We start from the raw sequence: 13,505 nt of genomic DNA, 5'->3' as shown, positions 1-13,505 counted from the left end.
CGGTTTTCGGACGACATCATGCTCTATCTGCTTGGGTTACAGGGCCCTCACGGCCGGCCCAACTCAAAACAACCGAAACCGACGCGGCGATTTTTCCGCTTCCTCGCCCGGATCGACGCCGGGATCATCCGGCAGCCGCGCATGCTCCTCGGCCGGCTCGACCGCTTCCGCGTTGGTCGGCACCTCGGCGAAGGCGGCGGCCGTAATCGGCCGGACGTGATCTTCCTCGCGGCTTTCAGCCTGCTTGCCCGTCGAAATATCGCCGCCGGCGTCATCGATCACCTCGACCGGCCTCTCGCTCACCGGCTTTGCCAGCGCTTCGATGACCGGAACGGGGGCGGCCGCTGCATCATCATGGTTGTCGATCAGCTGGCCGAGACGCTCCATCGGCGCGCGCCACTCGAAGGCGTCGAGCCGGCCGGTGACCGGCGATACCGGCGCCCACCGCTCCGAAACGACGCCATCGGCGACCCAGGCCGGATCGCGCGGCGCCCGCACCGCCCTGGACAGAAGCTGCCGCACCTTGCCCTGGTCGCCGGTGTCGGCCTCCTCGATGTCGGCCAATAGCAGATAGGCACCCTCGCGGCGGTCCATCCTGATCGCTGCCTCGGCCTCGCGGCGGGCAGTCGAAAAATCCAGCGCATCAAGTGCTGCGCGTGCCACCGTCATCGACGACTCGGCGTGGTTCTTCTTCATCTCCTGCAGCTTTTTCGCCCGGTTGAGGCGGTCGAGCACCGCATCGCCTGGCCGTGCATGGGTATAGAGCTCGGCGATCTCAGGATGCGGCTCGGCCCTCCACGCCGTCTCGAGGATTTTCGAGCCCTTGCGCACTTCGTTCTGCTTGAACAGCGCGGCCGCGGCGGCGACAGCGGCGGGGGCGAAGTCCGGCCGCAGCCGGTTGGCCTCGATTGCCGCGGTTCTGGCGGCAGTCGGATCGCTACCGGCAAGCGCCTGCGCCTTGGCCGTCAACAGCACGGCGCGACGGCGGTTGGCGGCATCGCGTTCGATCTGCCGTGTCGACTTCTGCGCGTCGACCAGTTTCAAGGCACCGTCCCAGTCGCCGCGCGCGGTCAATTCTTCCAGCGTCGATTCGGCCGCCCAGGCCAGTTGCGGCGCCATCACGGCGGCGCGGCCGGCATAGTGCCTGGCGGCGTTGCGGTCGCCGAGCCGTTCGGCCTCGAGATAGAGCCCGCGCAGGCCGAGCAGCCGCATTTCGGGATCGTCGAGCATGCTCTCGAATTTCTGCCGCGCGCCTTCGTGATCGCCTTCGAGCAGCGACGCCTGCGCCTCGAGCAGATGGATCAGCGGCTCCTGGTCGGAGCGGATCAGCTTGGCCGCTTCCTTGGTTTTCTTGCGAGCCAGTGCGCCGTCACCGGCGCCGGCGGCGATCATGCCGGTCGACAGCGCCTGATAGCCACGGTCGCGGCGGCGAACGCGGAAATAGCGCGAGATGGTGTAGGGGCTGTTCCACAGCGACTTGATCAGCCACCAGAAGATCATCACCGCGGCGACGACGGCAACGACGGCCACTGCCGCCACCATCAGGCTGACCTGGTATTGGTAGCCGCTGAAAGTGACGACCATGTCGCCCGGCCGGTCGGCCAGCCAGGCAAAGCCCAGCCCGAGGGCGAAAACGACAATGAGGAAGGCCAAGAGGCGGATCATGGTGTTGCCCTCATGCCTTCATCGCGCCGGAGATCAGCGCGTCAACCTGTGTTTCGACCTCGATGCGTGCTTTCAGTTTGCCGGCAAAGTCGGCACCGGCCGCCTTCACGGCTTCGGGCAGCGCGTCATACTCGCTGAGCGCCTTGGCATAGTCGCCCTGGTTGACCGCTACTTCTATGCGCGCGACGGTTTCCGGCGCACCGGCACCTTCGACGGCGCCGATCGGCCGGACCTTGACCAGCGATTCGGCGCTCGACAAAAGGTTCTGCAGGAAGCCGGCATTCTCATCGACCGGCCTCGCGGCGGCGACCATGGCATTGGCCGCGGCATCCGCTTGCGATGCGATCTCGGCGCGGGTCGGCACGCCTTTTTCAGCGTAGGTGCGCAGTGTCGCGAGTTGCGGCGCATCCGGCGAAATCGCGGCAAAGGTTTCGAGTTCGGCCGAGAATGGCGCGCCACGGTCGAGCGCGGACTTGAGCGCCGACGCGGCGATGGCGAGCGCGATCTTCGGCTGTCCCGCCGCCGCTTCGACCTTGCCGGAAAGCTGCGACACCGACTGCTCCAACGCAGTGAGCCGGCCATCCAGCGCCGTCGTCGCTTCGCCGGCTGACTTCGCCTGCGCGTCGAGACCAGCCAGTTTTTCGTTGAGCGGGCCGAGATCGACCGGTGCCGTGCCGCCGGCCTTACCTAGGGCGGCGACCGCGGTTTCGATCTGCTTGATCTTGTCGCCAAGCGCTGCGAGCCCGGCAGTGTCGCCCGCTCCACCGGATTCGACCGCCGACTTCAGCGCCGCGACATCGGTCTTGACCTGATCCAGCGCCGACGACAGGCCATCGACCTTGGCCGACGCGTCGGTGTTGCCGCCCGTTTCCTTCAGGCCGGCGATTTCGCGATTCAGCGCGGCGATCTCGCTGTTGACGCCGTCGAGCGATACGCCGGAACTGGACCCCGGCGCGCCGAGCAGCCCGGCATATTGCAGGCCACCCGCGCCGACCAGCGCGATGACGCCGCCTATGATGCCGGCGGCAATGCCATTGAGGCCGCTACGCTTTGCCGGTGGTGTTGGCGCCATTCTGTCGTCCCGTGTCTCGGTTCTCGCCTTGTTGTCGTCGGCCTGGGAGCGCTTCGCCGACGCATCCTCGAAATTGTAGTCGAAGGCTTTGGTCTTGTTGGCCGGCGCCTCGGACGCTCCGGGATAGGCAGGTTCAGCTTCGCTGGCGCCCTTGGCTGCCGCTTCCGCGGCCGTCGCCGCTGGCTGTTCCGATTCGGCCTGGGCGTCCGCATGCTCCCAGGGCTCGAGATCGGTCTGGTCGGCATGCACCGGTTCTTCGGGAATCTCGGCCTGCGAGACGGCCTCCTCCGGCGCCTCTTCGGCGCCGCCCTGGGGCTTGGCGGCGTCCTCGTCGGCGATGCGCGAGACCGCGCCGGGCTCGAGATCGATGGTCACCGGCTCGCGGCGGCCTTTCGAGTGTCGCATCTTCGGCGTCTTGACCATGCTTGGGCTCCGCACAATTCGCTTCGTCTCAACGCCTGGCGGCGCATGATGGTTCAGAAAATGGTCTAGCACATCACCAAGCGGTGAAAAGGGGCGGTGTGATGACGCGGCTCAGAGCCGCGTCTGCAAAAGTGCCAGCAGCGTTTGCTCGTCGGGCCGCTCGGCTATGCGGATTCTTTCGTTGGCGGTATCGTCAAGCGCTGCCGCGATGCGCGCGGAAAGGGCGAAAAACCTTGTCCTTTCAAAGAGTCCTTGCAGAGCGGTCCGACTTGCCAGAATCCGCATCGCGGCGGCGGCCTTGGCTGAATAAAGCAGCACCGCATCGGCGGGTCGGCCGGACAGGCGCTCGAGGATGGCTTCATCGGAATAACCCGCCGTAAGCGTGTCATATGTCTCGACGGCTTGGACCTGGACGGCTGCTGCTCTCAGCCTGTGTTCGAACACTGGAAAGCGCACGCGTCCGCAGAGATAGACGATGGTCTTCCCCGAGAGACGACCGGCAAGACCGTCGGCAAGCGCCTCGGCATCGCCCGGGCCTTCGCTGACGGACAAGAACCCCGCTTTGCGCGCCGCTTCCGCCGTCCTTGTTCCCACGGCATGGCAGGGCAGACCGGCAAGCGCCGCGATGAGCTCCCTGGAAGCAAGCCGCACGGCATTGGCGCTGGTGATGGCCACCGCGACGGCATCGCCCGGAAACAGTCCGGCATCGACCGGCAACGCCGCCGTTTCGGTCAAGGGCAGAAGGATCGGCTGGAACCCTGACTCCTGAAGCCGCTGTGCCGTGCGCGAGGCGCCCGGTTCCGGTCTCGTCACCAGGACGCGAAGCATTTCAGAGCCAGCCGTCGAAGAACTTTTCGCCGGCCCTGGCCCGCACGGTCCGGGCGGCTTCCTGGCCGATGCGGCAAGCATCCTGCGCCGGTCCCTGCAGATCGACCGTGTGCGACTGCGTGCCGTCGGGCGAGATGATCAACCCGGCGAAGGAGAGCTCTCCGGCCTCGATYGCCGCATAGCCGGCGATCGGCGTGCGACAGGAACCATCGAGCGCCGCCAGGAAGGCACGCTCACAGGCGAGCGCCTGGCCGGTCGGCACATCGTGGATGGCCGCCAGCATCTTTTCGACGTCGCCATCGCCGATGCGGGTTTCGATGCAGATCGCGCCCTGTCCCGGCGCCGGCGGAAAGATGTCGAGCGGCATCAGGTCGGTGACGACGTGGTCGAGCCCGAGCCGCTTCAGCCCGGCATAGGCCAGGATGGTGCCGGCGGCGAAGCCTTCATCAAGCTTGCGCAGGCGCGTCTGCACATTGCCGCGGAACATCACTACGTCGAGATCCGGCCGCATCCGGCGGATCAGCGCCTGTCGCCGCAGCGATGACGAGCCGACTTTCGCTCCATGCGGCAGTTCGGCAATGGTCTTCGCCGCCTTGCCGATAAAGGCGTCGCGCGCGTCCTCGCGCGGCAGGAAGGCGCTGAGTTCGAGACCGTCGGGGAGTTGCGTCGGCATGTCCTTCGACGAATGCACGGCGATGTCGATCCGGCCCGCCAGCAATGCCTCCTCGATCTCTTTGGTGAACAGGCCCTTGCCGCCGGCCTCCGACAGCGGCCGGTCCTGGATGCGGTCGCCGCTGGTCGAGATGACGACGATCTCGAACGCTTCCGCCGGCATGCCATGCGCGGCCATCAGCCGCGCCTGCGTTTCATGCGCCTGTGCCAGCGCCAGCGGGCTGCCGCGTGTTCCGATTCTCAAGATTGTTTGCATGGCGTGCGGTCCGTGATAACCCCCGGGCAGACCGAGGCCTTTCCGGGCTTTCTCCTAATGGGGAAAGCGCCGACAGACAATCTCTAGGGACAGCGACGAATTGATCCGCGTTCTGGGCATTGAGACGAGTTGTGACGAGACCGCTGCCAGCGTCGTGGCGCTGGACGGTGACGCTGCGCCAAAAATTCTGTCCAGCATCGTGCTCAGCCAGATCGAGGAGCATGCCGCCTTTGGGGGCGTCGTGCCGGAGATCGCGGCGCGCGCCCATGTCGAGGCGCTGGACGGCATCGTCGAGGCAGCCCTTGCCGATTCGGGCACAGCACTTGCCGATATCGACGCGATCGCCGCCACTGCCGGCCCCGGTCTGGTCGGCGGGCTGATTGTCGGGCTGATGACCGCCAAGGCGATCGCCGCGGCGGCGAACAAGCCGCTGATCGCCATCAACCACCTCGAAGGCCATGCCTTGACCGCAAGGCTGACCGACGGGCTCGATTTTCCCTATCTGCTGCTCCTGGTCTCCGGTGGCCACACGCAGATCCTCGCCGTGCGCGGCGTCGGCGACTATCAGCGCTGGGCAACCACCATCGACGATGCGCTCGGCGAAGCCTTCGACAAGACCGCCAAGATGCTCGGCCTGCCCTATCCCGGCGGACCCAATGTCGAGAAGGCCGCCCAAACCGGGGATGCGTCGCGCTTTGCCTTTCCGCGTCCGATGAAAGGCTCGGCCCAGCCCGACTTCTCCTTTTCCGGCCTGAAGACCGCCGTGCGCCAGGCGGCGACAGCCATCGCGCCCTTGAGCGACCAGGATGTCGCCGACATCTGCGCTTCGTTCCAGGCAGCGGTGGCCGATGCGCTGGCCGACCGTGTCGCGCGTGCGCTGGCGCGCTTTCGCGAGACGTTTCCCGGCACCAAAAATCCGGCCCTGGTGGTTGCCGGCGGCGTCGCCGCCAACCGCACCATCAAGGCTACGCTGGAGCGGCAGTGCGACGAGGCCGGCTTCACCTTCGTCGCGCCACCGCTGAAACTGTGCACCGACAATGCGGCGATGATCGCCTGGGCCGGCATCGAACGGTTGCGCGAAGGCATGGCGGAGGAAAACGGCTTCGACTTCGTGCCGCGCTCGCGCTGGCCGCTGGACAGCATTTCGACGCCGATGGTCGGCTCCGGCCGGCGCGGAGCCAAGGCATGAATGGCCGGGAGATGAACAGCCAAGACAAGGAAAACCCGGGCAAAAGCTGCTGGCGCGTCAGCGTGCTTGGCGGTGGCGCCTGGGGCACGGCGCTGGCGCTGGCCATGCTGCGTGCAGGCCATTCGGTGCGGTTGTTCGCCCGCGACCCCGAAACCGTCGCGGCGATCGATCGCGGCGAGAACCCGCGCTATCTGCCCGGCATCGCCATCGCGCCCGGCATCGACGCGACGAGCGACATCAAGGCGGCACTCACTGGCGCCGATTGCGTGCTGGCGGTGACGCCGGCGCAGTCGCTGCGGGCAACGCTGGCGGTCGCGAAAGGCCATGTGCCTGCCGATATTCCGCTCGTCCTCTGCGCCAAGGGCATCGAGCGCGACACCGGCGCCTTGCTGTCGGCGATTGTCGGCGAGATCCTGCCGCAAAATCCGGTCGCCGCTCTATCGGGTCCAAGCTTTGCCACCGATGTCGCCCGGGGCCTGCCGACTGCGGTGGTCGTGGCCGCCCGCGACGAGGCATTGGCAGCGGACCTCGCCGCCCGCTTTTCGGCGGAGAATCTGCGCTGCTATTCGAGCGACGACCTCATCGGCGTCGAGATCGGCGGCGCCTTGAAGAACGTCTTCGCCATTGCCGCAGGTGCTGTCACCGGGGCGGGGCTCGGCGCCAGTGCCCAGGCCGCCATGGTGACGCGCGGCTTCGTCGAACTGCGGCGCATCGGTGCCGCGTTCGGCGCCAGGCCCGAAACGCTGATGGGCCTGTCCGGCCTTGGCGACCTGCTGCTCACCTGCTCGTCGACCCAGTCGCGCAACTTCGCCTATGGGCTGGCGCTGGGGCAAGGCAAGCCGCTTGCCGGATTGCCGCTGGCAGAAGGCGTGCCGACAGCGGCGATCGCCGCCCGCATCGCCACCGAGCGAAGCATCGACGCGCCGATCATTGCCGCCGTGGCGGCCATACTGGACGGCACCATCACCATCCGGCAGGCTGTGACAGCCTTGATGACCCGGCCGCTGAAGACCGAAACCAACGATTGATCCCACAACATCGATCCCACGACCAGGAGAAAGACCATGCTGTTTGCTTTGATTTGCAAGGACAAGCCCGGGACCCTGCAGGTGCGCCTCGACACGCGTCCCGAGCATATCGCCTTTCTCGAAGGGTTGAACGGCGACAAGAAACTGGCTTTCGCCGGTCCCTTCCTTGACGCCGAAGGCAAGCCCAATGGCAGCCTCGTCGTCGTCGAGGCGCCGGACCTGGCAGGGGCACAGGCCTTGTCGGCCGCCGACCCGTACGCCAAGGCCGGACTGTTCGACAGCGTCGAAATTCGCCAGTGGAACTGGACGTTCAACAAGCCGGCGGCTAGTTAATTCCGGTCGCTGGCGGACGCACGCCAAGGAGGAGCAAAAGAAATGAACTACTGGCTGTTCAAATCCGAACCCTCGGTCTTCTCCTTCGAGGCGCTGAAGGCGAAGGGCAAGGCCGGCACGCAATGGGATGGCGTGCGCAACTATGCCGCGCGCAACAACATGAAGGCCATGCAGATCGGCGATCTCGGCTTCTTCTACCATTCCAACGAGGGGCTGAACGTGGTTGGCATCGCCGAAGTCTGCGCGCTTGCCCATCCCGACACCACGACCGACGACCCGCGCTGGGAATGCGTCGACATCCGTGCCTTCAAGGACGTGCCGAACCCGCCGACGCTTGAAGAGGTCAAGGCCAATCCAAAGCTTGCCGAAATGGCGCTGGTGCGGCTCGGGCGGCTTTCCGTGCAGCCGGTGACGCCGGCGGAGTGGAAGGAAGTCTGCCGCATGGGCGGCCTGACACCCGCTCCGTGACGGCGCTCACACCAGACAGCGCGAAACAATTCATCCTCGACAACACGGCGCTGATGGCGCCGCCGCATGTGCCGGAAATCCTGCTTCATCTTGCCGATGAGGCGCATGATTTGTGGCAGCGGACGGAGGATGAGCTGGTCGAGATCGGCCTGCCGCCGCCCTTCTGGGCCTTCGCCTGGGCCGGCGGCCAGGGCCTTGCCCGCTACATCATCGACAATCCGGCTATGGTGCGGGGAAAGCGTGTGCTCGACTTCGCTTCCGGCTCCGGCCTTGTCGCCATTGCCGCGGCCAAGGCCGGTGCTGCCGGCATGATCGCAACCGACATCGATCCTTTCTGTGCGACCGCCATCCGCCTCAATGCGCAGGCCAACGATGTCGGGATCGACTTCCTCGGCACCGATTGCATCGGCACCGATGCGGGATGGGACGTGATCCTGGCTGGGGATGTTTTCTACGACAATTCCTTCGCCGTCCCGCTGATACCTTGGTTCGCAACGCTGAAGGCGCGCGGCGCCGAGATCCTCGTCGGCGATCCCGGCCGGTCGTATATGCCGAAGGCGGGACTGGAACCGCTTGCGGTCTATGAAGTGGCCGTCACCCGGGCGTTGGAGGATTCACTGGTCAAGCGCACCACCGTCTGGCGGTTTGCTTGACGCCTTCGCCGAACAGGCGTTCCATCAGATTTGCATTGGAGGGGGACGCATGGATTTTGAAGCAGTGAACTGGCTGGCGGTGATCGCCGCCGCCGTCGTCGCATGGTTGTTCGGCGCCGCCTGGTACATGGGCCTGAGCAAGCCGTGGCTCAAGGCCGCCAGGCTCGATCCCGCAACAATGAAGAAATCACCGCTGCCCTTCGTCATCAGCTTCATCGCCGAACTGGTCATGGCCTACATAATGGCCCTGGTGGTCGGCGCGATGACCGGCGGCGAGCCGACATTGCTAGCCGGACTTGTCTTCGGCTTCGTGCTTTGGCTGGGCTTCGTCGCCACGACGCTCTCGGCCAACCACCGCTACCAGGATTTCGGCTGGGACCTGACCCTCATCGACGGCGGCCACTGGCTCGGCGTGCTGCTGATCATCGGCGTGGTTATCGGCTGGTTCGGCGCGGCGGCAGGCTGACGACCTGCCGCGATCGTCAGGTCTGCGTCCTGGCGACTTCCTCGAGGATCCATTCGCGAAAGGCGGCGATGCGCGGATCGTCGGCAGTGCTCTCGGGATAAACCAGGAAATAGGCGAACTCGGCTCCCACCCGCAGGCCGAGTTCAAAAGGCTGCACCAGCCTGCCTTCGGAGAGGTCGTTTGCCACCATAGCGAAATCGGCGAGTGCGACGGCATTGCCCTCGATCGCCGCCTGAACGGCATCGGTGGAGTTCCTGAACACGATGGTGCGGCTGTCGTCGAAATCGCTGATGCCGGCCGCCGCCATCCACATCCGCCAGTTCGGCCATGTCACGCCTTGCCGCGCCCATTCGATATGGGCAAGCGTGTGGTTGAAGAGGTCACGCGGCTCGCGCAGCGGCGGACCGGACGTCAGCAGGCCCGGGCTGCACACCGGGATGATGATGTTGTCGAACAGGCGATGGGCGCGGAGGCCCGGGTACTTCCCGACGCCGAACCGGATGCCGACATCGACGTCGTCGAGGTCGAAATCCCGCACTTCGTAGGCGATGTCGAACCTGAGCTCGATATTGGGGTGATGCCTTCGAAAATCGTCGACGCGCCGCATCAGCCATTTTGAAGCGAACTGCGCGTCGAGCGTTACCTTCAGCAGTGTCGTGCCGCGGGTCAGCTTGCGTGCCCGCGAGACGGCCCGGCCAAGCAGGTCGAGTGCATCGATCGATGCCTCGAACAGCACCGTGCCCGCCGCCGTCAGCCGGATGGTGCGGCTGGTGCGGGTGAACAGCACGATGCCCAGTTGATCCTCGATTTCCTTGATCTGATGGCTGACCGCTGCCGGCGTCAGGCCGAGCTCGTCGGCGGCACGCGTGAAGTTGAGGTGCCGGGCGGCGGCTTCCAGCGTCCTCAGCGCTCGCGTTCCAGGCAGCAGGCGGGACATGCCATTCTCAAATAAAACTTGACGATCTCGAAAGAACTACTCGTTTCTCATTTAGATTTCAATGCGGCATGATCCTGCCATCGCAACACCATCAAACCGGATTTGATATCCGGATGAAACGGATCACGCCATGTCCCACATTGTCTTGAATGCGCCGGTATCCACGCCGGCTTGGCTTAGCGCGGTGCTTGACTGGTTTCGCCATGCCAGGGTCGCCATCCGCCTCGCCCGCTACGATATAGCCCACCAGAACGTCGAGAACCTCTCCGATCGCCAGCTACGCGACATCGGCGCCGAGCGCCGTAACGTCGCCCGCGCCGTGGACAGGGAAATGGGTCGGCTGGGCCTGCTAGACATCGGCTGGCAGAAGCCAGGCAGGCGATTAGGGGAGTAAGGAAATAGGGCAGTACGGCCGAAGGGGGAGTTAAGACAGCACCGACACACATGCCCTACTGCCCTACTGCCCTACTGCCCTACTTACCGCATCACCCTCATCACCGTCTTATCTGACAGCAGCGGCAGCAGCCGCGCCATCGTGCGCGCGGTCACCGCCACACACCCTTGTGTCGGCGTGAAGCCGGGGCGCGCCAGATGGAAGAAGATGGCGCTGCCGCGCCCGCGCCGGCGTGGCGCCAGGTTCCAGTCTAGCACCAGGCAGGCGTCATAGAGGCGGTCGTCGCGCCGCATGCGTTCGTGGCTGGCGCCATAGGGAATCTTGACCGGCCTGTTATAGTTGCGGTCGTCAGGCACTTCGCACCAGCCCAGATCAGGCCCGATCGGCGTCATCGCCAAACGGGTTTTGCGGCCACTGGAGAACTGATCTCCCCGGAAGTAGCCCGACACGATCCGCATCGGGCCAAGCGGCGTGGCGCCGTCGCCTTCACGCTTGTCGGCCGAGATGCCGCCCCGCCCCAGCGCACACGCAAACACCGTTCTGCCGGCCTGCAGCAGGCCCTGGCTTGGGTTTCCGGGCCTCGCCCGCACGGTCAGCACGCGCAGCTCTTTTCGCAAAATTGCGCCGGCTGCATTGCTATCGCGTTTTTTCTTGTATGATCGTGCCACGGAACAAATCACTGTGATCGGCTGTTGTGCTGGTCAGCTTCCGCATAAAGAGACAGCGGTCAACTGAATTTTCTTTTCAAAACAACGGATTGATCCATGACTTCACGCACCATTCTAATCGTCGACGACGATGACGACCTGCGCGGCACTCTGGTCGAGCAATTGTCCCTCTACGAGGAATTCGACGTGCTGCAGGAATCGACTGCGGCAAAAGGCGTCGCCACCGCGCGCGGCGGCCTCATAGATCTGCTCATCATGGATGTCGGGCTGCCCGACATGGATGGCCGCGAAGCGGTGAAGATCCTGCGCAAGGGCGGCTACAAGGCGCCCATCATAATGCTGACCGGCCACGACACCGATTCCGATACGATCCTTGGTCTCGAGGCCGGCGCCAACGACTATGTGACGAAGCCGTTCCGCTTCGCCGTGCTGCTGGCGCGCATCCGTGCGCAATTGCGCCAGCATGAGCAGAGCGAAGACGCCACCTTCTCGGTCGGGCCCTACACCTTCAAGCCCAGCCAAAAACTGCTGATCGACCCCCGCGGCGGCAAGGTGCGGCTGACGGAGAAGGAGGCCTCGATCATCAAATATCTCTATCGCGCCGACCAGAAGGTAGTGACACGCGACGTGCTGCTCGAGGAGGTGTGGGGCTACAATTCCGGCGTCACCACGCACACGCTGGAAACCCACGTCTACCGGCTGCGCCAGAAGATCGAGCGCGATCCTTCCAATGCGGAAATTCTTGTGACAGAAAGCGGTGGCTACAAGCTGGTTCCTTAAACATTTCATTATCCAATCAGCGGCCGGGCGGGACCGCATTCGGGTACGATCCAGTTGGAGGGGGTTGTGGATCGTATCGCAGGGGAGGGAATGGACTGACCGTTCGGGGACACAGCTAGATGGCGTTGGATGACGACATTCGCATCCTGTCCGCCGTGAGGCTCTTCGAGGGCTTCACGCAGGAACAGTTGCGTCTGCTCGCCTTCGGCGCCGAGAACACAATATTGCTTGCCAATCACAAGCTTTACCGCGAGGACGACGAGGCCGATTCCGCCTATGTCGTGGTCAGCGGGCGCATCCTGCTCTATCGAGAGCAGAACGGCGAACGCATCCCGATACGTTCGGTCGGCCCCGGCGCGATCCTGAGCGAACTCGCATTGATCGCCGACAGCAACCGGCTGACCAGCGCGTCGGCCGAAATCGATTCGGAAGTGATACGGCTCAGCCGCAAGATGTTCCGCCGTATCCTGGAAGAATATCCGGAAATCGCAGTGAATCTCCACCAGCGTATCTCCGAGGAATTTCAGACACTGATCCGCCGTATCGAGGAACTGGCGCCCCGCTTCTCTGACTAGCGGCAGCGATGAGCTGGTCATCCCGCTGCCAGGACCTTAGGGGTAAGGTCTGGCCGCGACGTAGCTCTAATCGAGATCGAAGCGCGCTATGACCGGCACATGGTCCGACGGCCGCTCCCAGCCGCGCGCCAGGCGCAGGATCTCGTAGCCGGCAAAATCAGCCACCAGGTTTGGTGACGACCAGACGTGATCGAGCCGCCGGCCACGGTCAGAGGCCTGCCAGTCCTGCGCGCGATAGCTCCACCAGGTGTAGAGCTTCTGCTCCTGCGGAATATTGAGCCGCATCAGGTCGACCCAGTTGCCGGCCAGCCGCATCGCCTCGAAGCTTTCCGTTTCGACCGGCGTGTGGCTGACCACGTTGAGCAACTGCTTGTGCGACCAGACGTCGTGTTCGAGCGGGGCGATGTTGAGGTCGCCGACAAGGACCGAGCCGGACACCTCGTCATGCTCGGCACGGATGGCATTCATCTCGGCGACGAAATCGAGCTTGTGCTTGAACTTCCTGTTGATGACAGGATCCGGTTCGTCGCCGCCCGCCGGAACGTAGAAATTGTGCAGCAGGATGGCCTTGCCGCCGGCCCGCACTGTCACCGACAGGTGCCGGCTGTCCTCGATCTCGCAGAAGCGGCGCCTTTCGACCACCTCGATCGGCCGCCGCGCCACCGTGGCGACGCCGTGGTAGCCCTTCTGGCCGTGGAAGGCGATGTGCTCGTAGCCGAGCTTGCGGAACGCCTTGTCGGGAAACAATTCGTCCGGAACCTTGGTCTCCTGCAGGCAGAGCACATCCGGCGCATGCTCGACAAGCAGGCGTTCGACGATCGGCATGCGCAGGCGAACGGAGTTGATGTTCCAGGTGGCAATGGAAAAGGGCATTCGGCAATCCAGGACAGCGTATGGCCAGCCAGAACCGACAGGCTATGGCAGGCAAGACGCCTTTTGACGGAGTCAGTCCGGGAAACTGCCAGCCGCAAGCCGCAAAGACAAGCCGGCCCCCGCCCAGCGAGGCGCGACCCAGGGCTTTCCACAGCTATTGACGCGATTGGTCCTGGGGCGGTTCATCGTTTCACGGAAACGCAGAACCGCTCTATCTCCTTGTTT

At 64.7% G+C, this 13,505-nt stretch carries 16 protein-coding genes; 9 read left to right on the top strand and 7 right to left on the bottom strand.

Annotation, left to right across the window (positions count from 1 at the left end):
* Positions 1-63: 63 nt before the first annotated feature.
* The 4 genes from ACXJ7R_RS01160 to hemC form a co-directional block, all read right to left on the bottom strand.
* A complete protein-coding gene (locus ACXJ7R_RS01160) occupies positions 64-1,665 on the bottom strand; it encodes a heme biosynthesis HemY N-terminal domain-containing protein (RefSeq protein WP_457150192.1) in 1,602 nt (533 codons plus the stop codon).
* A 10-nt stretch (positions 1,666-1,675) separates the two neighbouring features.
* Positions 1,676-3,160, bottom strand: a complete 1,485-nt coding sequence (locus ACXJ7R_RS01155; protein ID WP_457150191.1) for a COG4223 family protein — start codon at positions 3,158-3,160, stop codon at positions 1,676-1,678.
* 111 nt (positions 3,161-3,271) lie between these two features.
* Positions 3,272-3,988 carry a uroporphyrinogen-III synthase gene (locus ACXJ7R_RS01150; protein WP_457150190.1) on the bottom strand — a complete coding sequence of 239 codons (717 nt, stop codon included), beginning with the start codon at positions 3,986-3,988 and terminating at the stop codon, positions 3,272-3,274.
* Position 3,989: 1 nt separating this feature from the next.
* The gene (hemC, locus tag ACXJ7R_RS01145) at positions 3,990-4,916 is read right to left on the bottom strand and encodes a hydroxymethylbilane synthase (protein ID WP_457150189.1); all 927 of its coding nucleotides are present in this window, start codon (positions 4,914-4,916) and stop codon (positions 3,990-3,992) included.
* A 100-nt stretch (positions 4,917-5,016) separates the two neighbouring features.
* Between hemC and tsaD the strand changes: the two genes are divergently transcribed.
* The 6 genes from tsaD to ACXJ7R_RS01115 are packed head-to-tail and all read left to right on the top strand — an operon-like array spanning position 5,017 to position 9,053.
* Positions 5,017-6,105 (top strand): tRNA (adenosine(37)-N6)-threonylcarbamoyltransferase complex transferase subunit TsaD, encoded by a 1,089-nt coding sequence (tsaD, locus tag ACXJ7R_RS01140; RefSeq protein ID WP_457150188.1) that lies wholly within the window; start codon positions 5,017-5,019, stop codon positions 6,103-6,105.
* The gene (locus ACXJ7R_RS01135; RefSeq protein ID WP_457150187.1) at positions 6,102-7,133 is read left to right on the top strand and encodes an NAD(P)H-dependent glycerol-3-phosphate dehydrogenase; all 1,032 of its coding nucleotides are present in this window, start codon (positions 6,102-6,104) and stop codon (positions 7,131-7,133) included. The genes tsaD and ACXJ7R_RS01135 overlap by 4 nt, the downstream gene beginning before the upstream one ends.
* Before the next feature lie 36 nt (positions 7,134-7,169).
* The gene (locus ACXJ7R_RS01130) at positions 7,170-7,466 is read left to right on the top strand and encodes a YciI-like protein (RefSeq protein WP_457150186.1); all 297 of its coding nucleotides are present in this window, start codon (positions 7,170-7,172) and stop codon (positions 7,464-7,466) included.
* Between the two features lie 42 nt (positions 7,467-7,508).
* Positions 7,509-7,934 carry an EVE domain-containing protein gene (locus ACXJ7R_RS01125; protein ID WP_095084061.1) on the top strand — a complete coding sequence of 142 codons (426 nt, stop codon included), beginning with the start codon at positions 7,509-7,511 and terminating at the stop codon, positions 7,932-7,934.
* A gap of 53 nt (positions 7,935-7,987) precedes the next feature.
* Positions 7,988-8,587, top strand: a complete 600-nt coding sequence (locus tag ACXJ7R_RS01120; RefSeq protein WP_457150215.1) for a class I SAM-dependent methyltransferase — start codon at positions 7,988-7,990, stop codon at positions 8,585-8,587.
* A gap of 49 nt (positions 8,588-8,636) precedes the next feature.
* Positions 8,637-9,053: a DUF1761 domain-containing protein gene (locus ACXJ7R_RS01115; RefSeq protein WP_457150185.1), complete on the top strand. Its 417-nt coding sequence runs from the start codon at positions 8,637-8,639 to the stop codon at positions 9,051-9,053.
* Between the two features lie 16 nt (positions 9,054-9,069).
* Here ACXJ7R_RS01115 and gcvA read toward each other — a convergent pair whose 3' ends face one another.
* The gene (gene gcvA, locus ACXJ7R_RS01110) at positions 9,070-9,990 is read right to left on the bottom strand and encodes a transcriptional regulator GcvA (protein ID WP_457150184.1); all 921 of its coding nucleotides are present in this window, start codon (positions 9,988-9,990) and stop codon (positions 9,070-9,072) included.
* A gap of 130 nt (positions 9,991-10,120) precedes the next feature.
* Between gcvA and ACXJ7R_RS01105 the strand changes: the two genes are divergently transcribed.
* Entirely contained in the window at positions 10,121-10,384 is a 264-nt protein-coding gene (locus ACXJ7R_RS01105; RefSeq protein ID WP_457150183.1) for a hypothetical protein, read from the top strand.
* An 83-nt stretch (positions 10,385-10,467) separates the two neighbouring features.
* On the opposite strand, the gene ACXJ7R_RS01100 is transcribed toward ACXJ7R_RS01105, so the two are convergent.
* Positions 10,468-10,983, bottom strand: a complete 516-nt coding sequence (locus ACXJ7R_RS01100; protein WP_457150182.1) for a L,D-transpeptidase family protein — start codon at positions 10,981-10,983, stop codon at positions 10,468-10,470.
* Positions 10,984-11,148: 165 nt separating this feature from the next.
* Here ACXJ7R_RS01100 and ACXJ7R_RS01095 point away from each other — a divergent pair, with 165 nt between their 5' ends.
* A complete protein-coding gene (locus ACXJ7R_RS01095; protein ID WP_023760937.1) occupies positions 11,149-11,832 on the top strand; it encodes a response regulator transcription factor in 684 nt (227 codons plus the stop codon).
* A 119-nt stretch (positions 11,833-11,951) separates the two neighbouring features.
* Positions 11,952-12,407 (top strand): Crp/Fnr family transcriptional regulator, encoded by a 456-nt coding sequence (locus ACXJ7R_RS01090; RefSeq protein ID WP_095084055.1) that lies wholly within the window; start codon positions 11,952-11,954, stop codon positions 12,405-12,407.
* A gap of 66 nt (positions 12,408-12,473) precedes the next feature.
* Here the strand turns inward: ACXJ7R_RS01090 and ACXJ7R_RS01085 are convergent, their stop codons facing one another.
* Positions 12,474-13,280 (bottom strand): exodeoxyribonuclease III, encoded by an 807-nt coding sequence (locus tag ACXJ7R_RS01085; protein WP_457150181.1) that lies wholly within the window; start codon positions 13,278-13,280, stop codon positions 12,474-12,476.
* Positions 13,281-13,505: the final 225 nt, after the last annotated feature.

The organism is Mesorhizobium sp. P5_C1 (genome assembly GCF_054049815.1).
Note: the sequence above shows the minus strand (reverse complement) of the source record. Positions and strands in the feature narration are given on the sequence as shown.